This is a genomic window from Pseudomonas sp. TH32, from assembly GCF_016650855.1.
In the GTDB taxonomy this organism is placed as follows: domain Bacteria; phylum Pseudomonadota; class Gammaproteobacteria; order Pseudomonadales; family Pseudomonadaceae; genus Aquipseudomonas.
Window position 1 is genome coordinate 891,510 of the sequence record NZ_JAEKFA010000002.1, and the last position, 19,261, is coordinate 910,770.

Here is a 19,261-nt window from a genome sequence, read left to right on the forward strand (position 1 = left end):
AGCTTTTGCCAATGCCCGCCCTACGTCCGTTGCTGAATTTCAGCCTCATGCTGAGCCTGAGTGCCAGCCCGTTGTTCGTCCCCATCAGTTACGCCGAAGACGGCGCGTCCCGGCGCAGCTACCAGGTGCCGGCCGGCAGCCTGAGTGCCGCGTTGACCCGTTTCGCCGGCCTGGCCGGGGTTAACCTGTCGGTAGACCCGGCGCTGGTCAGCGGCCGCAACAGTGCCGGCCTGTCCGGCGAATACGGCGTCGAAGAAGGGTTTGCGCGCTTGCTCCAGGGCTCGGGCCTGCAACTGCAGCCTATGGGTGAACAGGCCTACATACTGACCCCGGTTCCCGAAGGCGGCAGCCTGCAACTGGCGCCCACCTCGATTCTCGGCACCACCGGCGATGCCGGCAGCGAGTCCTTCGCCGGTGGCCAGGTGGCGCGCCGTGGTTCCCAGGGTTTGCTGGGCTCGCGGGACTTCATGGAAACCCCGTTCAGCATGACCACCTACACCAGCGAGGCGGTCAAGAACCAGCAGGCGCGCACCCTCGGCGACCTGATCGCCAGCGACCCCTCGGTGCGTGCCACCAACCCGGCGGGCGGGCGCTATGAGCAATTCACCATTCGCGGCTTCAGCCTGTTCAACAGTGATGTCGCCTACAACGGCCTCTACGGCGTGCTGCCGACCTACACCATCGACATGGAAATGGCCGAGCGCGTCGACATCATCAAAGGCCCCAGCCAGTTGATCAACGGCATCTCGCCCCGGGGCAGCGTGGGCGGCGGGATCAACGTGGTGCCCAAGCGCGCCACCGACACACCCATCACCTCGTTCACCGGCAGTTGGGCCTCCGACAGCCAGGCGGGTGGCGCCGTGGACATCGGCCGGCGCTTTGGTGAAGACAATAAGTTCGGCCTGCGTTTCAACGGTGTGAAGCAGTCCGGCGACACCACCTGGGATCACCAGAGCGTCGACCGCGAAATGGCCGTACTCGGCCTGGATTTTCGCGGTGAACGCCTGCGACTCTCCACCGACATCGGCCGCACCGAGCGCGACACCGACGCCCCGCAAGAGCGCGTGCAGGTCGGCCCCAAGGCCAATGTGCCGAGCGCCAACGACGTGCGCCACAACTACGCGCAGCCCTGGAGCAAGGCCAGCACCAACGACACCTTCGGCACGGTCAACGGTGAGTTCGACCTCAGCGACAACGTGATGCTCTACGGCGGCGTCGGCGCGCGCAAAAGTAACCATGACTTCCTGCGCCATGCGGTATCGGTGACCAACAACGCCGGCGATTTCAGCGTGCAGCCCCGGGACTTCACCCGCGACGAAAACGTGCGCACCGCCACGGCGGGCGTGCGTAACTGGTTCCATACCGGCCCGGTGAGCCATGAGGTCAACCTGGCTGCCAGTTACTTCTACATGGACTTTGAAAACGGCGGCGCGCGGTATGCGTCAGGTTCGAGCAATCTCTACAACCCGGTGGAAATCCCTGCCCCCGGCAGGCCGACACGACTCGACTCGAAGGTCTACACCGAAAACCGCTTCAGCGGCGTGGCGTTGTCCGACACCCTGGGCTTCTTCGATGACCGGCTGCTGCTGACCCTCGGCGCGCGCTGGCAGCGGGTCAAGGTGGACGACTGGACCGATGACGTCAAAGGCGACACCGCCTACGACGAAGAGAAGATTTCACCCTCGGGCGGCATCCTGTTCAAGGCCACCGACAAGCTGTCGCTGTACGCCAACTACATGGAAGGCCTGAGCCAGGGCAAGGTCGCGCCGTCGACCTCGGTCAACGATGACGAAATCTTCCCGCCATTTATCAGTCGCCAGGTCGAAGTCGGCGCCAAGTACGACGCCGGTGCGTTCGCAGTGACGGCGGCGGTGTTCCGGATCAAGCAGCCGGCCTACGAGACCAATGCCACCACGCTGGTGTTCGGCCCCAATGGCAAGCGCCAGAACGACGGCGTCGAACTCAGCGTGTTCGGCGAGCCGCTCAAGGGCTTCCGCCTGCTGGGCGGGGTGATGTACATCGACAGCGAGTTGACGAACACCACCAACGGCACCTACGACGGCAACCGCGCCCCCGCCACGCCCAAATACAACGTCAACCTGAGGGCCGAGTGGGACGTGCCGACCGTTGAGGGCCTGACCCTGACCAGTCGCGGGATCTATTCCAGCTCGCAGTACCTGGACCAGTCCAACGTCAAGGAAATCGACGCCTGGACCCGCCTCGACGTCGGCGCGCGCTATGCCTTCAAAGTCGACGACAAGCACATCACCCTGCGGGCCAATGTCGAGAACGTGGCCAACCGGCGCTACTGGAGTTCGGCGGGCGCCTCGGATGACAGCGAACCGGGCCTGACCTTGTCGACGCCACGTACTTACTTGCTGTCGGCCACCGTCGACTTTTGAGGGGAGGCGTCGGCGGCCTGCCACACAGCCTTCTGTACATCGATGGGCTTGGGCAACAGGCGGTTCTGGTAAAACAGGTCCGCCGTCTCCTGTTGCGCCTGGATGATGTGCTGATCAATCGGCAGTACCGGCGATGGCGGTCGATTGTCGACATAACGCGCAATCACCCCGGCCGGCAGACCCATGGAACGGGTCAGCACCTGCAGGCTGTCTTCGCGCTGGCTGCGGGTGAGGGCTTCGGCAGCGCTGAGTTCATCGAGCAGGGCGTGGATGAAGCCGCCATGGGCCTGGGCGTAGTCGCGCCGCGCGGTATAGATCGGCCCCGAAAGGTTCAAGCCTTCGCCATTGGCGAGCACGTGGCTGGGGCTTTGGCTCAGGGCCAGTGACGAGTAGGGCTCCCAGATCGCCCAGGCGTCGACACTGCCTTGCTCGAAGGCCGCCCGGGCGTCAGCCGGTGGCAGGTAAACCGGCTGGATGTCCTTGTAGCTCAAGCCGGCTTTATTCAATGCCCGCAGGACCAGGTTGTGGGAGCTGGAGCCTTTCTGGAACGCGACTTTCTTGCCCTTGAGGTCGGCGATGGTGTGCAGCGGGCTGTCCGCCCGCACCAGGAGGGTTTCCGCCGTCGGCTTGGGCGGTTCGGCGCCGATGTAGACGAGGTCGGCGCCCGCCGCCTGGGCGAACAATGGCGGGATATCACCGGTGGACGCCACGTCCAGCGCGCCCACGTTCAAGGCTTCGAGCATTTGCGGGCCAGCGGGAAATTCGATCCATTGCACCTGTGTCTGGTCGAAGCGTTTTTCCAGCAGGCCATGTTCCTTGGCCAGCACCAGGGCAATCGAGCCTTTCTGGTAGCCGATCCTCAGGGTGGCCGGATCGGCCGCCAGCGCGGTTTGCGTCAGGGCAAACAGCGCAAACAACAGCGCAGGAATCTTCATGCTTGTTTCTCCGCAAAGCGATTGCCCGGCCGCGCCAAGCCAAGGTTTTCACGCAGCGTGGAGCCTGCGTATTCGGTCCGGAACAGGCCGCGCCGTTGCAGTTCCGGCACCACCCACTGGGCGAAGTCCTCGAGCCCGCCCGGCAGGTGCGGCACCAGCACATTGAAGCCATCGGCGGCGCCGTTTTCGAACCAGTGTTGCAGCTCATCAGCGATCTGAGCGGGCGTGCCGATCAGGCTGTAATGCCCGCGTCCACCGGCAATTCGGCGGCCCAGCTGCGCCAGGCTCAGGTGTTCGCGGCCCGCCAGTTCGGTCAGCAGTTGCTGGCGGCTGCGCTGGCCGCTGTCGGTCAATGGCAGCTCCGGCAGCGGGCCGTCCAGCGGGTAGCCAGACAAGTCGAAATTGCCCAGCATGCGCCCCAGCAAGGCGACGCCCACTTCGGGTTCGACCAACTGCTGGAAGGCCTCGAGCTTTTCCTGCGCCTGCGCCTGCGTTTGCCCGACCACCACAAACACCCCCGGCATGATCTTCAATGCATCCGGCTCGCGCCCGTATTGAGCCAGGCGACCCTTGAGGTCGGCATAGAACGCCTGGGCACTGGCCAATGAAGTCTGGGCGGTGAACACCACCTCGGCGGTTTGCGCCGCCAACTCACGGCCCGCCTCGGAAGAACCGGCCTGGACAATCACCGGCTGGCCCTGGGGCGAGCGCGCCACGTTCAGCGGGCCCTTGACCCGAAAGTGTTCACCGACATGTTCAAGCACGTGCAGTTTTGCCGGGTCGTAGTAGCTGCCACTGGCCTTGTCGCGCACAAAGGCATCGTCTTCCCAGCTGTCCCACAAGCCCGTCACCACCTGATGAAACTCCCGCGCACGGCTGTAGCGTTCGCCGTGGCCGAGGTGTTTGTCTCGCCCGAAATTCCGGGCTTCGGCGGCATTGTCCGAGGTCACCAGGTTCCAGCCGGCGCGCCCGCCGGACAAGTGATCCAGGGAGGCGAATTTGCGTGCCACATGGTAAGGCTCGTTGTAGCTGGTGGTGGCCGTGGCGATCAGGCCGATGTGTTCGGTCACCGCGCTCAACGCCGAGAGCAACGTCAGCGGCTCGAAATGGTCCGAGCGCGCCATGCGGCTGGCGATCTCGCCGGTGGCGGCGGCAATGCTGTCGGCCACGAACAGGGCGTCGAACTTTGCCGCCTCGGCAATCTGCGCCAGGCGTTTGTAGTGGGCGAAATCCAGCCCGGCGTTGGCCGGCACATCAGGATGGCGCCAGGCGGCCACGTGGTGCCCGGTGGCCATGAGGAAAGCGCCGAGTTTCAGTTGACGGGGCATGCTTAGAAATCCTTGCGCAGTTGCACGCCGAAGTAACGTTCATCGTCACGGGGTACGGCGCGGTAGATGTAGCTGCCGCCACTGGCCAGCAGCGGTGAATAGGATTTGTCGGTGAGGTTCTTCGCCAGCAGCGCCACGCGCCAGCCGTTGTTGTAGTCGGCGAGGGCGACGCTGGCGTTCCAGATGCCGTAGGCGCCTTGCTTGGTGTCGACATTCTGGCTGATGTCGTACTGCACTTCGCTTTGCCAGCTGTAGTCGGTGCCCAGTTCGATATCCAGGCCATTGTCCAGCGGGATGCTGTAGTCGGCGCGCACGTAGCTTTTCCAATCCGGGCTGAAGGGCAGTGGCTTGCCGTTGACGTTGCACGATGCCGCCGCGCCAGGCGGGCAGGCGAACTCATCGATGCGGGCACGGGTGTAGGCCAGCGCGCCGGACAGTTTGAGTTGTTGGGTGGCCTGCAAGGCGTAGTCGAGTTCGACGCCTTCGGTGCTGACACTGCCGGCGTTGATCAGGCGCGTCACCACTTGCCCGGCGACAGTGTCGAAGAAGTTCGCCTGGTAGTTGTCGTAGTCGCTGTGGAAAATCGCCAGGTTGGTGGTCAGGCGGTTGTTCCAGCTGGTGGCCTTGATCCCGACTTCCCAGGTGTTGGAGGTTTCCGGCTTCAGCGCGTCGGTGTCCCGTGGCTGCATGTTGAAGAACACGTTGTAGGCCGGGCCCTTGTACCCGCGCGAGTAGGTCAGGTAGCTGGTGACGGTGTCGCTCAGGTCGTACTGCACCCCCAGCCGGCCGGACCAGCCGTCTTCATCCACCGAGCCGGAACTGCTGGTGGCCGGTTGAATGCCGCTGACGGTGGTGGCCGAGGTGGACACGCGGCGGTGATCGTACTCCAGGTCGTCGTGGGTATAGCGCAGGCCGGCGATGCCGCGAAAGCTCGAGGTGAAATTCAGCGTGGTCTCGCCGAACACTGCGTAGCTGTCGCTGGTGGTGCCGTAGTCGGCGATGCCACGGTCGGTGCGCGTGGTGGTGGTGAGGGTGCGCTGGTAGGTTTCCTGGTCTTTGCCGTGCATGTAGAACAGGCCGCCGACGTATTCGAGGAATTCGCCTTTGGGCGAGGCCAGCCGCAGCTCCTGGGAATATTGGTCGAACGCCAGTTGGCCTTTGTCGGCGGTGCCGGGGAAGGCCGCGGTCACGGCGCCCAGGCGGTCGCCGTCCTGGTACTGGGTGTTGTCCCAGCCGCGCCAGGCGGTGATCGAGGTCAGGGTGTAATCACCCAGGTTCCAGTCCAGTTGGGCAGACAAGCCTTTGTTGGTGTCGTCGACGCGGGTACGGGTGTCGGTGTTGATGGCGCGGTTGTCGCTGGTCCCGCGCACCGGGTTCAACGCGTTGGCGAACGCCGGGGTCAGGGATTTGCTCACCACGCCATTGGGTGCGTCGTCGTGGGACTGCATGTAGTCGGCAATCAGGGTCAGTTTCACGTCGTCGTTGGGGGTGAACTCCAGCTTGCCGCGCACGCCCTGGTGGTTGTAACCGTTCACTTCCTGGCCGTTGTGCTTGTTGTCGACGTTACCGTCGTAGGTGCCGAACAGGCCGCTGATCGAGCCCTTCAGCGTACCGGGAATCAGGCTGCCGCCAAGGCCGAAGCGGGTGCGGCTTTCATTGCCGCTGTAGTAGGACTGGTCGATGTAGCCGTGGGTCTCGGCCGTCGGCGCCTTGCTGGTGATGTTGAGCACACCGGCCGAGGCATTCTTGCCGAACAGCGTGCCCTGGGGCCCGCGCAGCACTTCGACGCGCTCCAGGTCCAGCAGGTCGAGAGTGGCCTGGCCCGGGCGGGCGTACACCACGCCGTCAATCACCGTGGCCACGGTGGGTTCAACCCCGGGCGAGGTGGAAATCGTGCCCACGCCCCGCACGAACAGCGAGGTGTCTTTGTTCGACGCGCCGGTACGGAAATTCAGTGACGGCACTTGCTGGACGATGCTGCCCACGCCGTTGCGATTGTCACGCTCCAGCTGTTCGCCATCGAGCACCGAGACGGCCACCGGAACCTTTTGCAGCGATTCTTCGCGGCGGGTGGCCGTTACCGTGACCGGCTTGAGGGTGGGTTCCTGCTCGTCGGCGGCAAATGCACCGGGTATTGGCAGGGCGGCGAGCCCCGCGAGGAGCCAGCCCAGATGGGGGCGGCGCGCGGTGGCGGCGCGGATGGATTGCGAAAGTTTTTGAGGTTGCCCCGAATGTGTGTGCATGCTCTGACCGCTCGAAATGTGCCCTGAACCGCTGCCGTTCTGCGACGACAGCGCCGTTGAAACTGTCTTGGGCATTCGCTCGAGCGAGTAGCAGACAAAACGCTTTGGTAGCGCTAACATCGGCATTATTGGTAGGTGTGACATAGAGCGTCAAATACTAAAAAATTAGTTTTATATTCTTTTAGGTTTTTAACAGGATCGTCCCTTGAGCGAAGACAAACCCCGGAAACGCCGTGGCGCCGGCCGTGTCACCTTGAACACCGTGGCGCGCCAGGCCGGTGTGTCAGCGATTACCGTGTCGCGCTATTTCAACCAGCCGGAGCAGGTCTCGCCTGAGCGCCGCGAACGCATCGCGGCGGTGGTCGCCGAGTTGGGCTACGTGCCCAACCTGGTGGCGGGTGGGTTGGCGTCCGCGCGGGGCAGAATCGTCGCGATGGTGATCCCGAACATCTCCGGGCCGATCTTCGCCAATACCATCCAGGGCTTCAGCGACACCCTCAGCCGGCATGGCTATCAACTGCTGCTGGCGTCCAGTTACTTCAGCGCCGAGCAGGAAGAAAACGCAGTGCGCGCGTTCCTCGGTTGGTCGCCGGCGGCGTTGGTGCTCACCAGCCGCTTCCACAGTGCGGGCACCGAGAAGATGATCGCCGAGGCCGACATCCCGGTGGTCGAAACCTGGGACTACCAACCCGGGCGCGAGCCGTTGCAGATTGGCTTTTCCCATTACGAGGTGGGCGTGACCGCCGCGCGCTACCTGCATGGCAAGGGTTATCGGCGCATCGCCTTCGTGCAGAACAGCGCGCCGGGGGACTTCAGTGCACTGGAGCGCCGGGACGGCTACAGCGCGACCCTGCTGGAGCTGGGTTTGCAGCCCTGGGTGTTTGCCCCGGACGCCGATCGCGCACCGTTTGAGGCGGGCAAGCAAGCCATGCAAGCGTTGATGAGCGCTGCCGTGCCGCCCGACGCAATCATCTTCGCCAATGACAACCTGGCCGCCGGTGGCTTGCTGGCCGGGCAACGGGCCGGGCTGAAAATCCCCGAGGAGTGTGCGGTGCTCGGCTTTGGTGATTACCCGTTTGCCGAAATGCTCTTGCCGAGTCTCAGCACCATCAAGCCGCCTGCCCTGGAGATTGGTGTGCTGGCGGCGACGCGGGTGCTTGAAAGCCTGGGCGTGCTGCCGGTAGAGGATGAAGTGCAGCGCTTGAACCTGTTGGCGTGCGGCTTGATGGAGCGTGAGAGCGCCTGAGTCTGATTGCGGCTTCTCGGGACTCTGTGACATCGAGTTATTCAAAGTCGGACGCCGAAACATGCGTTGGGTGGTGCGCGTTCGTCAGTTTTTTACCGGTGCTAGTTCGTCTTTTGTGAGGTTTTTGGGCGATGGCTAATTGCAATTAGCACAGCGAATTTCACAATGTATAAGGTGTAATGATTGAGTGGACTGTTCTGGTGAGTAGTGTCTATGTGATATTGCGAAATGGCATTTTTAATCGATAAATTGCGGTCAACGGGTCAAATATTGCCGTTAAGCATCAAGCTGCAGCTGGATTCTGCGTGAGGTGGGCAATATTTCCCTGCACTAATGAACTTAGTTTAAACATGTTAGTCGATTTTTTAAACGACGGTTCCGGGGTCATGGCCAACTAGTGGCGTCTTTCGGTAGTTCTAAATGGCCATAAATTAAGTTGGCTGTAATACAAAATGTTTTGGTGTAGGGTCTTTACCTTGTCAGGACATCGCCTGCGCCAATTACCTCTAACTAAGTTTGGATGCACTTGTTCCAGCGCGCGCCGCACGTGCCACGGAACAGGTTTTTAAATAGCCCCTCAGATTTGTACAAATGCCCCAGTCCATATCGGCAATACCCATCGATGCGTGCCGAATGCAAATTCCGGACGCCGAACAGGTGTGCGCGTGGCTGATGCGAAAAGCCGGCCTGAAAACCGTCGACCTGGAGCGCGCGCGACGATTATCCCAGGACGCCGACGACAGCGGTTTGCTCGGCCTGCTGACGCGCCTGGGCCTGGTCTCCGAAGTGCAACTGGCGCGGGCCTGGGCCGATTTGCTCGGCGCCCCGTTGTTGCTGGCCGACGCCGCACCGCCCGTACTTGACCCGCTGCCGGCGCTGACCGAGCGTTTCATGCGCCATTATCAGGTGGTGCCGGTGGGCTGGAGCCACGGTGGTGTGCGGGTGCTGGCGGCCAATCCGGCGTTGTTGTATCCGTTCCAGGCCCTGGCGTATGCGTGCGGCGTGCCGGTGTGGCTGGCAGTGGGGCCGCGCAATGAAGTCGAAACCCTGATCGAGCGCTACTACGGCCAGGGCCGTTCCGCCATGGGCACCCTGATCGAAAACCTCGACGAGCAGGGCGGCGCCCTCGAAGACATCGAACACCTCAAGGACATGGCCTCCGAAGCCCCGGTGATTCGCCTGGTCAACCTGATCCTGCAACGGGCCGTGGAACAGCGCGCCTCGGACATCCATATCGAACCCTTCGAAAACCAGCTCAAGGTGCGCTACCGCATCGACGGTGTGCTGCACGAAGCCGAAGCGCCGCCGGCGAGTTCTTCGGCGGCGGTGATTTCCCGGGTCAAGATCATGGCGCGCCTCGACATCGCCGAGCGCCGGCTGCCGCAGGACGGCCGGATCATGTTGCGCATCCAGGGCAAGGAACTGGATTTGCGGGTGTCCACGGTGCCCACCAGTTTTGGCGAGTCGGTGGTGATGCGCCTGCTGGACCGCCAGACCGTGCAGTTCGATTTCCCGAGCCTGGGCTTCGACGGCCGGCGGCTGGAAACCTTTCTGGAGGTGCTCGAACGGCCCCACGGCATCCTGCTGGTCACCGGGCCCACCGGCTCGGGCAAGACCACCACGCTGTACACCGCGCTGTCGCGGCTCAATACCGCCGAGCGCAAGATCATCACCGTCGAAGACCCGGTGGAATACCAGCTGGAAGGCATCAACCAGATTCAGGTCAAACCGGCCATCGGGCTGGACTTCGCCGGGGCGCTGCGCTCCATCGTGCGCCAGGACCCGGACGTGATCATGATCGGTGAGATCCGCGACCTCGAAACCTGCCGCATCGCCATCCAGTCCTCCCTGACCGGCCACCTGGTGCTCTCGACCCTGCACACCAACAGCGCGGCGGCGAGTATCACGCGCCTGTTGGACATGGGTGTGGAGAGCTACCTGATCGCCTCGACCGTCAATGGCATCCTCGCCCAGCGCCTGGTGCGCCGCCTCGACCCGGCGACCCGCGAGGCGTTCGAAGCGCCACCGGAATTGATCCGGGAACACCGCCTCGACCGCTTCACCGACCAGCGTCCGATCCTGCTGTACCGGCCCCGCGCCAACACCCTCGGCGGCGGTTACCACGGTCGCAGTGCAATCACCGAATTGCTGGTGATGAATGACGAACTGCGCAGCCTGTTGATGCGCCAGGCCGACGCCGCCACCCTCGAGCAGGCCGCTCGCCGTGGTGGCCTGCGTACCCTGCATGAAGAGGGCCTGCGCCAGGCGCTGGCGGGTGTCACGTCCTTGGAAGAAGTGCTGCGCGTCACCCGTGGAGAGGGCGCGTGAACCTGTTCAAATACCGCGCCCTGGACAGCCAGGGCCTCGCGCAAAACGGCACCGTCGAAGCCAGGGACCAGGCCGCCGCCATCGCCGCGCTGCACAAGCGCGGCCTGTTGCTGTTGCAGATCGATGCCGCCGGTGCCCAAGGACTGCGTAATGCGTTCGGGCGCGGCCAGTTGAACGGCGCGGCGCTGGTCAGCTTTACCCAACAACTGGCCACGCTGCTGGGGGCGGGCCAGCCGCTGGAACGCTCCCTGGGCATCCTGCTCAAGCAGCCCGGCCAACCGCAGACCCGTGCACTGATCGAGCGCATCCGCGAGCACGTCAAAGCCGGTAAGCCGTTGTCGGCGGCGCTGGAGGAGGAGGGCAGCCAGTTCTCGCCGCTGTACCTGAGCATGGTCCGCGCCGGCGAGGCAGGCGGTGCGCTGGAGCACACCCTGCGCCAGCTCAGCGACTACCTGGAACGCAGACAGTTATTGAGGGGCGAAGTGATCAACGCCCTGATCTATCCCGCGTTCCTGGTGGTCGGCGTGCTCGGTTCGCTGGCGCTGTTGCTGGCTTATGTGGTGCCGCAGTTCGTGCCGATCTTCAAGGACCTGGGCGTACCAATCCCGCTGATCACTGAAGTGATTCTGGACCTCGGGCAGTTCCTCGGCGCCTATGGCCTGGCGGTGTTCGCCGGGTTGATCGCGGTGAGCTGGGGCCTGGCGGCGTACCTGCGTAATCCTCTGCACCGCGAAACGTATGACCGGCGCGTGCTCGGTATTCGTCTCATCGGCCCGCTGTTGCAACGGGTCGAAGCCGCACGCCTGGCCCGTACCCTCGGCACCTTGCTGAGCAACGGCGTGGCGCTGCTGCAAGCCTTGGTGATCGCCCGTCAGGTCTGCACCAACCGTGCGTTGCAGGCACAAGTCGCCCACGCCGCCGAGTCGGTGAAGGGTGGCGGCACCCTGGCCAGCGCGTTTGGCAGCCAGCCGCTGTTGCCGGACCTGGCCCTGCAAATGATTGAAGTCGGCGAACAGGCCGGTGAACTGGACAGCATGCTGCTCAAGGTCGCCGACGTGTTCGACGTCGAAGCCAAACGCGGCATCGACCGCCTGCTGGCCGCGCTGGTGCCGTCCCTGACCGTGGTCATGGCGGTGCTGGTGGCGGTGATCATGCTGGCGATCATGCTGCCGCTGATGAGCCTGACCAGCAATATATGAAGACCCAAGGAAGCAAGCCGATGCGCCATACCCGTTTCAAACCCGCCCGCCGCCAAGGCGGGTTCACCTTGCTGGAAATGCTCGCAGTGATCGTGCTGCTGGGCATCGTCGCCACCATCGTGGTGCGCCAGGTGGGCGGTAACGTCGACAAGGGCAAATACGGCGCAGGCAAGGCGCAACTGGCCAGCCTGAGCATGAAGATCGAGAGCTACGGCCTGGACGTCGGTTCGCCGCCCAACAGCTTGCAGCAACTGGTCGACAAGCCCGGCAACACCGCCGGCTGGGCCGGGCCATACGCCAAACCTTCAGACCTCAAGGACCCGTTCGGCCATGCCTTTGGCTATCGCTTTCCGGGTGAACATGGCGCCTTCGACCTGATCTTCTACGGTCAGGACGGCCAGCCCGGCGGCGAAGGCTACAGCGCCGACCTGGGCAACTGGGAATAATGCCTGCCCTCCAACGTGGTTTTACCCTGCTGGAAATGCTGGTGGTGATCATCTTGATCAGCATCGCCGCCGGGTTGGTGGGATTTGGCCTGCAACAGGGCCTGCAGGTTGCCAAAGAGCGCCAGGCGGTCGGGCAGATCGTCGATGCCTTGCGCAGCACGCGGGCGCGGGCGGTTATCAGCGGCACGCCGGCCAAAACCGTATTTGACTTGGCCCACCTGAGCTTCCAGGCGCCGGGCCGACCTGCCAGGCACTGGCCGGCCGACCTGCACGTGACCCTGCACACCGCCGAGCATGCAGGCTCGGCAGTGGAGTTTTACCCCGACGGCAGTTCCACCGGCGGCAACCTCTTGTTGGCCAATGGCACGCGGCGTTGGCGCATCGATATTGGCTGGCTGACGGGCAGCGTGCAGTCCGAGGCAGTGCGATGAATCGCCAGTCGGGTTTCACCTTGTTGGAGATGCTCGCCGCACTGACCCTTATGGCGATCTGCAGCACGGTGTTGCTGGTCGCATTTGGCCAGAGCGCGCGCGCGTTGTTGCAGGTGGCCCACAGCGACCGTCTGACCCATGCCGCGTTGAGCGTGATGGATCAGGAAGCGTCGGGCCCGCTGGTCAGCGGCACGCGCCAGGGACGTCTGGACGAGGGTATCGATTGGCAACTGACCATCGCCCAGCAGCCGACCGCCATCGGTCAGCCGCGTTTGTTTCGCCTCGACCTGACCGTCAGCGAGGCCCGGCGCCAGGCGCGGTTCAGCACCTTGAAGCTGCGCGCCGCCACTGACGGGGCCGGCCTGTGAATCAGCGTCAACAGGGCTTTACCTTGCTGGAGATCATGGTCGTGCTCGGCTTGCTGGGCATGTTGCTGGTGCTGGTGGGCGGTGCGTTGCTGGGCGCCAACCGCGCCGTGCTCAAGGCCCAGCGCTACACCGTCAGCCTGGATGAAATGCGCGCCGCCCAACAGTTCCTGCGCACAACCGTCAGCGAGGCGCTGCCCCTGGACGTGACCGAGGACGACAGTCAGACCAACGGCTTTTTCGTCGGCTCTGCCCAGCGCCTGCAATTCGTCGCGACCTTGCCGGGCGTGCTCGGTGGCGGCATCCAGCGCTTCACCTTGCAGTTGGCGGAGCGCCAGTTGCAGGTGGCGTTCGCGCGGTTTGAGTCCAGCGCCCAGGTGAGTGTGCCGGCCACCCGCAGCGAGCCGCAGGTGTTGCTGAGGAACGTCGAGGCCCTGCAATTCAGCTATCGCGGCGTGTCGCCCAAGGGCCAGGCCACGGGCTGGATCAATGACTGGCCGTGGACCAAGCGCCTGCCGTACGCGGTGCGCATTGCGGCGCGGGTCAACGGGCCGGTGCCGTGGGTGACCCAGGTGGTCGCCCTGCGGCTGAATCTCTCCAGTGCGGGGGCAGGCGAATGAAGCACCAGCGCGGCGTTGCACTGCTGCTGGTGCTGTGGGTGCTGGCGTTGCTCAGCCTGCTGGTGGGCGGCCTGGCCGGTTGGGTGCAATTGGAGACTCGCCAGGCCCTGTGGCATCGCCAGCACACCCAGGCGCTGCTGGCGGCGGAGGCGGGCGTGGCGTTGGCCCTGCAGGCGCTGGCCGATCCCTTGCAGCGTAAACAGTGGATTGCCGATGGCCGGGAAATGCCCCTGGTATTTGATGACGCGCAGTTGCAGGTGAGCCTGCACAGCGAGCGCGGCAAGTTGTATTTGAACAGCGCCGAGCCCACCGATTTTGCCCGCCTGGCCCTGGCCTGCGGCGCCACCCAGGCCCAGGCAAACCGGCTGGCCAAGGACCTGGAGGCGCGGCGCAACGAAGGCCTGGCACCGTTCCGGGTGGTGGAGGAAGTGCGGCAATTGCCTGGCATGACCCAGGCGCTGTACAGCCGGCTCGCCCCGGAAATCAGCCTGTGGAGTGGCCTGGACCGGCCCGATCCCGCCTTCGCCAGCCCGTTGATGCGCCACGCCCTGGACCTGCCACGGCAGAGCGCGGTGGGCGCCGACCCCGGTGACGTGCTGGTGATCGACAGCCGCGCGCAACGCCCCGGCGGTTACCACGCCCGGTTACGCACCACCGTGTTATTGAGCCCATCGGAGGGAAGCGCACAACCTTATCGGGTGCTGCGTTGGCAAGAATGAATCCAGACCTTTCAGCGCCCGTGGCGCGCCTTCAACAGCTGGCAGCACCGCTCACCCGGCGCTGGCACGGCAGTTTGCTGCAATTGGGTTGGCGGCTGTGGCTCAAGGAGCTGCGTGGCTGCCTGCCGGCGTGGCTGTCGCTCCACGACATCCCCGAGCACCGCTACCACTGGCCCTTGACCGAGCCGGTGGCCAAGCCCCCCGGCGAAGTGCGCCAGGTGCTGGTGCTTGCGCCCTCGGCGGTACTGCTGCAAACCCTGCAGTTGCCCCTGGCGGCGGCGCGCAACCTGTCGACGGTGGTGGGTTACGAGCTGGACCGCTTTACCCCGTTCGAGGCCGGGCAGTTGTACTTCGTGGCCCGTCAGGAGCGGCGCACCGCCACGCACGTGCAGGTGACCCTGGTGGCGATCCTGCGAGCGCGTCTGGACCAGATCCTGGTGGACTGCGCCGGCCTCGGCCTGCAGCCCCACGCGGTGGATGTGAACGCAATGGGCATCGATTTGCTGCCGGCTCCGCTCCGCCCCCGCCAGCGCCCGGCCGGGAAGGGCTTGCAACGCAGCTTGCCGTGGCTGTGCGGCGCGTTGCTGATTGCGGCGATGCTGCTGTGGCTCAACGACCGCCAGCGGGTGCTCGACGTCATGCATGAGCAGGTGCAGCAGCAAAAAGCCCAGGTCGCGGAGATCCAGCGCCTGCGCCAGCAATTGCTCAACACCCGTGGCGCCGCGCAGTACCTGATTCGCCGCAAGTCGGCACAACCGCCGCTGGCTGCACTGCTCAATGAACTGACCGCGTGCCTGCCCGCCGACACCTGGATCGACCAGTTGGACGTCAACCACGGCGCCGACGTTTCCTTCTCCGGGCAGAGCGCCAAGGCGAGTGCCTTGATCACCCGGATCAAGGCCTGTCACAGCCTGGAAAACGCCCAGTTCGAAGGGGTGATCCAACCCGATGCGCAAACCGGCAAGGATCAGTTTTCCTTGAGCGCCCACTTGCACCAGGAGGCCGCCGATGCGCCGACCACTGACACCCCGTGAACGTCGCGGCGCGGCCTTGCTGGTGCTGGCGCTGGTGCTCGGCAGCGCTTACTGGCTGCTGATCGACAGCTGGTTCGCCGGACCATTGCGTGCCATGGGCGAGCAAGCCGAACAGCTGCGCGAACAACAGCAACGCTACGCCGGCCTGCTGCACCAGGGCGTCGCCTTGCGCGAGCAACTGGAGCAAGCCCGCCAGGACCCGGCCAGCAGCACCAGCCTGTTGCCCGGGGATGACCCCAGCGCCGTGGCGGCCGACCTGATGCAGCGCATCGCCGACCTGATCAGCCGCCGCGCCAGCCTCGGCGGCGGGTGCAGCCTGACCCAGCGCATGCCCATCACCCCGGAGCAGGACGACACCGAGCCCTATCGCCAGGTAAAAGTCAGCCTGACCCTCAACTGCGCCATCGAGCCCCTGACCGCAATCCTGCATGAACTGGAGTACCAGCGGCCGTTCCTGTTCGTGGATGAAATGAGCATCCGTCGCGGGCCGAATGCCCCGGCCAGCGGTGGCGCCGGAAAGCTGGTGGTGCACCTGCTGGTGCGCGGCTATCTGCAACCGGCAATCGCCACGCAGGCCCGCCGATGATCAATGCGTTGCGCCCCCTGGAGTGGGGCTTGCTTGGTGTGGCCGGGCTGCTGGGCCTGCTGATGGTGGGCATCCTGAGCAGCATCGGCGATGCGCCGCAGTGGCTGGATGAGCCCGCCGGCACGGCGCGCGCCAATGCCTCGGCCAAGGTGCTTGTCGCCCCGAACGCGACCCTGGAAAGCCTCGCCGGCACCTGGCAGGCGCCGTTGTTCAGCCCCGACCGCAGCCCCGATGCCGCCGTTGGCCAGGCCGAGATTTCCAGCCTGTCGAGCCTGAAGCTCAGCGGTGTGCTGCTGGACGGCGACCTGCGGGTCGCGCTGTTCACGCGAGCGGAAGGCCCGCCACTCAAAGTCCATCAGGGCCAGACCTTGCCCAATGGCTGGCGCCTGGAACACCTGACACCGTTGCACGCCCGTTTTGTGCTGGATGGACGCACGCAGGTCCTGAGCCTCAGTGTCCCGCGTTTGCCGCCGCCGTCCACCACGCCACCGATTTCCCTTCCTCACGAGCCCGCCCCTTGATCGATACTTGCCCCGGCGCCTTGCGCACCACTGTGTTTTGCCTGGCCACTGCCGTCTCCCTGGGCGGCTGTGGGTCACTCCCCGATCACCTCGACCCGGACGACGCCTTGCTTCACGAGGCGATGCAGGGCACTGGCTCACAACGACCGCCCGTGGACCCGGCCAGCGAGCCGCCTGCTGCTGACAGTCGCCAATCCCGGACGCCCACGCCGCCCCAGCGCCAGTTGATTCGCGGCAACCAGCAGTTTGTGCGCCAGCCCGCGCCCGCGCCGGCGCCTGCGGTCAAGGATGAGGCCAGTGGCGACATCGTGTTCAACTTCGCCGACCAGCCGATTGAAGCGGTGATCAACAGCGTGATGGGCGACCTGTTGCACGAGAACTACAGCATTGCCCAGGGCGTGAAGGGCAACGTGAGCTTTTCCACCTCAAAACCGGTGAACAAGCAGCAGGCGTTGTCGATCCTCGAAACCCTGCTGTCGTGGACCGATAACGCAATGATCCGCCAGGGCCAGCGCTACGTGATCCTGCCGGCCAACCAGGCCGTGGCGGGCAAGCTGGTGCCGGAAATGAGCGTGTCCCAGCCCTCCAGCGGGCTCTCGGCGCGGCTGTTTCCGCTGCGCTATATCTCGGCCACGGAAATGCAGAAACTGCTCAAGCCGTTCGCCCGGGAAAACGCGTTCCTGCTGGTGGACCCGGCGCGCAATGTGCTGAGCCTGGCCGGCACGCCGGATGAGTTGGCCAACTACCAGGACACCATCGACACCTTTGACGTCGACTGGCTCAAAGGCATGTCGGTGGGGGTGTTCGGTTTGCAACGGGCCTCGGTGGCCGAGTTGATGCCCGAACTGCAGAAAATGTTCGGCCCCGACAGCGGCATGCCCCTGGCGGGCATGGTGCGGTTTTTGCCGATTGAGCGGACCAACTCGGTGGTGGCGATCTCGTCCCAGCCGCAGTACCTCAGCGAAGTCGGCGACTGGATTCACACCATCGACGAAGGCGGCGGCAACGAACCGCAGATGTACGTCTACGACGTGCGCAACATGAAGGCCACCGACCTCGCCAAGTACCTGCGGCAAATCTACGGCACCGGCGCGATCAAGGACGACACCCCGGCCAAGGTGGCGCCGGGGTTGCGCACCGCAACCTTGTCGTCACTCAACACCGGTGGCAGCACCCCGGGTGGCCTGGACAACAGCGGCAATAACCCGCCCGCCAGTGAGGCTGAAGACCCGGCCCCGGCCGCCAGCGAAGACAGTGACGGTGCGGAGCAGGGCGCGGCCACCAAAAGCCTCGACGCCGGCACCCGGATCACCGCGCAAAAAAGCAGTAACCAGTTGCTGGTGCGCACCCGCCCCGTGCAGTGGAAGGAAATCGAGTCGGCGATCAAGCGCCTCGACAACCCGCCGCTGCAAGTGCAGATCGAGACGCGCATCCTCGAAGTCAAACTCACCGGCGAGCTGGACCTCGGGGTGCAATGGTACCTGGGGCGGCTGGCGGGCAATTCCACCAGCACCACGGTAGCCAACACCCCCGGCAGCCAGGGCGCGCTGGGCGGTGGCGGGGCGGGGTTGGGCGCCGATTCGCTGTTCTATTCCTTCGTCAGCTCCAACCTGCAAGTGGCCTTGCACGCCCTGGAAACCAATGGCCGCACCCAAGTGCTGTCGGCGCCGTCGCTGGTGGTGATGAACAACCAGCCGGCGCAGATCCAGGTGGGCGACAACATCCCCATCAGCCAGACCACGGTCAACACCGGCAACTCCGACACCACGTTGAGCAGCGTCGAATACGTGCAGACCGGGGTGATTCTGGACGTGGTGCCGCGCATCAACCCGGGCGGCCTGGTGTATATGGACATTCAGCAGCAGGTCAGCGACGCCGAGAACCCGACCACCAACAGCAGCGATACGCCCAACAACCCGCGGATCTCCACGCGCTCGGTGTCGACCCAGGTGGCGGTGCAAAGCGGCCAGACCGTGTTGCTCGGCGGGCTGATCAAGCAGGACAACGCCGAGAGTGTCAGCGCCGTGCCCTACCTGGGGAAAATCCCCGGGCTGCGCTGGTTGTTTGGCAACACCAGCAAATCAAAAGACCGCACCGAATTGATCGTGCTGATCACGCCCCGGGTGATTACCAGCAGCGGCCAGTCGCGGCAGGTGACGGATGACTACCGCCAGCAGATGCAGCTGTTGCGACCGGCCAACTAGTTCCCGCTGCCGGGCGAGTGGATTTTCGCTTGTGTATCCTGGTCGATGATCTCGCGCAGCGTCTCGAAAATCGGCTCGGCGCTGGTGTGTTTCTTGCCATAGGCCAGATTGAACGCGTAGTCGAAGTCCGGCGGGTTCAGGCCCTGGTTGTGTTGCAGCAGGGTCTCCAGTTTGTCCAGCGCCTTGACGGCCCTGGCCTCGGCAGACCGGGCGTTTTCGTAGTCGTCCCACAGGGCCAGGATCTCGGCGCGCAACGGCTCATCCAGTGCCCGGGTTAACAGCAGCAGGTCGTAGTGCTCTTGCTGGCTCTTGTTTGGGAACAGCGCCTGATTGACTGCCGGGATGTCGCCGTGGATGGCTTCTCCCAAGTCGTGGATGACGCACATCTTGAGGATTTTCAGCAGGTCGAGGCCGGCCAGTTCATCCTCGAACGTCATCACCATCAGGCACAGGCGCCAGCTGTGTTCCGCGGTACTTTCAGTGCGCCCTGAAGAGGTGTGCGCGCTTCGGAGCACGTCCTTGAGTTTTTCCGCTTCGCGCAGGAAGTCGAGGCGGCCCTTGAGTTTTTTGATGTCCATGAATATGCCCCGGCGGGATCGCGGTCAAGGATTCAAGACTAGGCGCGGTGGGGCGGGCCGTCCACGCATAAAATAT

General features: G+C 64.5%; 17 protein-coding genes. 13 read left to right on the forward strand and 4 right to left on the reverse strand.

Features of this window, described 5'->3' with window-relative positions; translation table 11 throughout:
- Positions 1 to 11: 11 nt before the first annotated feature.
- Positions 12 to 2,402 carry a TonB-dependent receptor gene (locus tag JFV30_RS07905; protein WP_201122907.1) on the forward strand — a complete coding sequence of 797 codons (2,391 nt, stop codon included), beginning with the start codon at positions 12 to 14 and terminating at the stop codon, positions 2,400 to 2,402.
- On the opposite strand, the gene JFV30_RS07910 is transcribed toward JFV30_RS07905, so the two are convergent.
- The 3 genes from JFV30_RS07910 to JFV30_RS07920 are packed head-to-tail and all read right to left on the reverse strand — an operon-like array spanning position 2,372 to position 6,908.
- On the reverse strand, positions 2,372 to 3,337 hold the full coding sequence (locus JFV30_RS07910; RefSeq protein WP_201122909.1) for a sulfonate ABC transporter substrate-binding protein: 966 nt from the start codon (positions 3,335 to 3,337) through the stop codon (positions 2,372 to 2,374). The two genes, JFV30_RS07905 and JFV30_RS07910, sit on opposite strands and share 31 nt — an antisense overlap.
- A complete protein-coding gene (locus tag JFV30_RS07915) occupies positions 3,334 to 4,665 on the reverse strand; it encodes an LLM class flavin-dependent oxidoreductase (protein WP_201122911.1) in 1,332 nt (443 codons plus the stop codon). Before JFV30_RS07915 ends, JFV30_RS07910 begins: the two co-directional genes overlap by 4 nt.
- A 2-nt stretch (positions 4,666 to 4,667) precedes the next feature.
- Positions 4,668 to 6,908 (reverse strand): TonB-dependent receptor, encoded by a 2,241-nt coding sequence (locus JFV30_RS07920; RefSeq protein WP_201122913.1) that lies wholly within the window; start codon positions 6,906 to 6,908, stop codon positions 4,668 to 4,670.
- 205 nt (positions 6,909 to 7,113) lie between these two features.
- Between JFV30_RS07920 and JFV30_RS07925 the strand changes: the two genes are divergently transcribed.
- The 12 genes from JFV30_RS07925 (at position 7,114) to gspD (ending at position 18,607) form a co-directional block, all read left to right on the forward strand.
- Positions 7,114 to 8,154 (forward strand): LacI family DNA-binding transcriptional regulator, encoded by a 1,041-nt coding sequence (locus tag JFV30_RS07925; RefSeq protein ID WP_201122915.1) that lies wholly within the window; start codon positions 7,114 to 7,116, stop codon positions 8,152 to 8,154.
- 591 nt (positions 8,155 to 8,745) lie between these two features.
- Complete coding sequence (gspE, locus tag JFV30_RS07930) at positions 8,746 to 10,482, forward strand: type II secretion system ATPase GspE (RefSeq protein WP_201122917.1); 1,737 nt, start codon at positions 8,746 to 8,748, stop codon at positions 10,480 to 10,482.
- Positions 10,479 to 11,681: a type II secretion system inner membrane protein GspF gene (gspF, locus tag JFV30_RS07935; protein WP_201122920.1), complete on the forward strand. Its 1,203-nt coding sequence runs from the start codon at positions 10,479 to 10,481 to the stop codon at positions 11,679 to 11,681. Before gspE ends, gspF begins: the two co-directional genes overlap by 4 nt.
- A gap of 20 nt (positions 11,682 to 11,701) precedes the next feature.
- On the forward strand, positions 11,702 to 12,127 hold the full coding sequence (gspG, locus tag JFV30_RS07940; protein ID WP_201122922.1) for a type II secretion system major pseudopilin GspG: 426 nt from the start codon (positions 11,702 to 11,704) through the stop codon (positions 12,125 to 12,127).
- On the forward strand, positions 12,127 to 12,558 hold the full coding sequence (locus tag JFV30_RS07945) for a GspH/FimT family pseudopilin (protein WP_169387714.1): 432 nt from the start codon (positions 12,127 to 12,129) through the stop codon (positions 12,556 to 12,558). The genes gspG and JFV30_RS07945 overlap by 1 nt, the downstream gene beginning before the upstream one ends.
- Positions 12,555 to 12,926 carry a type II secretion system protein gene (locus tag JFV30_RS07950; protein WP_201122924.1) on the forward strand — a complete coding sequence of 124 codons (372 nt, stop codon included), beginning with the start codon at positions 12,555 to 12,557 and terminating at the stop codon, positions 12,924 to 12,926. The genes JFV30_RS07945 and JFV30_RS07950 overlap by 4 nt, the downstream gene beginning before the upstream one ends.
- The gene (locus JFV30_RS07955; protein ID WP_201122926.1) at positions 12,923 to 13,543 is read left to right on the forward strand and encodes a prepilin-type N-terminal cleavage/methylation domain-containing protein; all 621 of its coding nucleotides are present in this window, start codon (positions 12,923 to 12,925) and stop codon (positions 13,541 to 13,543) included. The genes JFV30_RS07950 and JFV30_RS07955 overlap by 4 nt, the downstream gene beginning before the upstream one ends.
- On the forward strand, positions 13,540 to 14,262 hold the full coding sequence (locus JFV30_RS07960; protein ID WP_201122928.1) for a general secretion pathway protein GspK: 723 nt from the start codon (positions 13,540 to 13,542) through the stop codon (positions 14,260 to 14,262). The genes JFV30_RS07955 and JFV30_RS07960 overlap by 4 nt, the downstream gene beginning before the upstream one ends.
- Positions 14,259 to 15,296, forward strand: a complete 1,038-nt coding sequence (locus JFV30_RS07965; protein WP_201122930.1) for a PilN domain-containing protein — start codon at positions 14,259 to 14,261, stop codon at positions 15,294 to 15,296. Before JFV30_RS07960 ends, JFV30_RS07965 begins: the two co-directional genes overlap by 4 nt.
- Positions 15,271 to 15,882: a type II secretion system protein GspM gene (gene gspM, locus JFV30_RS07970; protein WP_201122932.1), complete on the forward strand. Its 612-nt coding sequence runs from the start codon at positions 15,271 to 15,273 to the stop codon at positions 15,880 to 15,882. Before JFV30_RS07965 ends, gspM begins: the two co-directional genes overlap by 26 nt.
- Positions 15,879 to 16,403: a general secretion pathway protein GspN gene (locus JFV30_RS07975; RefSeq protein WP_201122934.1), complete on the forward strand. Its 525-nt coding sequence runs from the start codon at positions 15,879 to 15,881 to the stop codon at positions 16,401 to 16,403. Before gspM ends, JFV30_RS07975 begins: the two co-directional genes overlap by 4 nt.
- Positions 16,400 to 18,607, forward strand: coding sequence for a type II secretion system secretin GspD (gene gspD, locus JFV30_RS07980; RefSeq protein ID WP_201122936.1), 2,208 nt, complete (start codon positions 16,400 to 16,402; stop codon positions 18,605 to 18,607). Before JFV30_RS07975 ends, gspD begins: the two co-directional genes overlap by 4 nt.
- Here gspD and JFV30_RS07985 read toward each other — a convergent pair.
- Complete coding sequence (locus JFV30_RS07985; RefSeq protein WP_201122938.1) at positions 18,604 to 19,185, reverse strand: HD domain-containing protein; 582 nt, start codon at positions 19,183 to 19,185, stop codon at positions 18,604 to 18,606. The genes gspD and JFV30_RS07985 overlap by 4 nt on opposite strands.
- Positions 19,186 to 19,261: the final 76 nt, after the last annotated feature.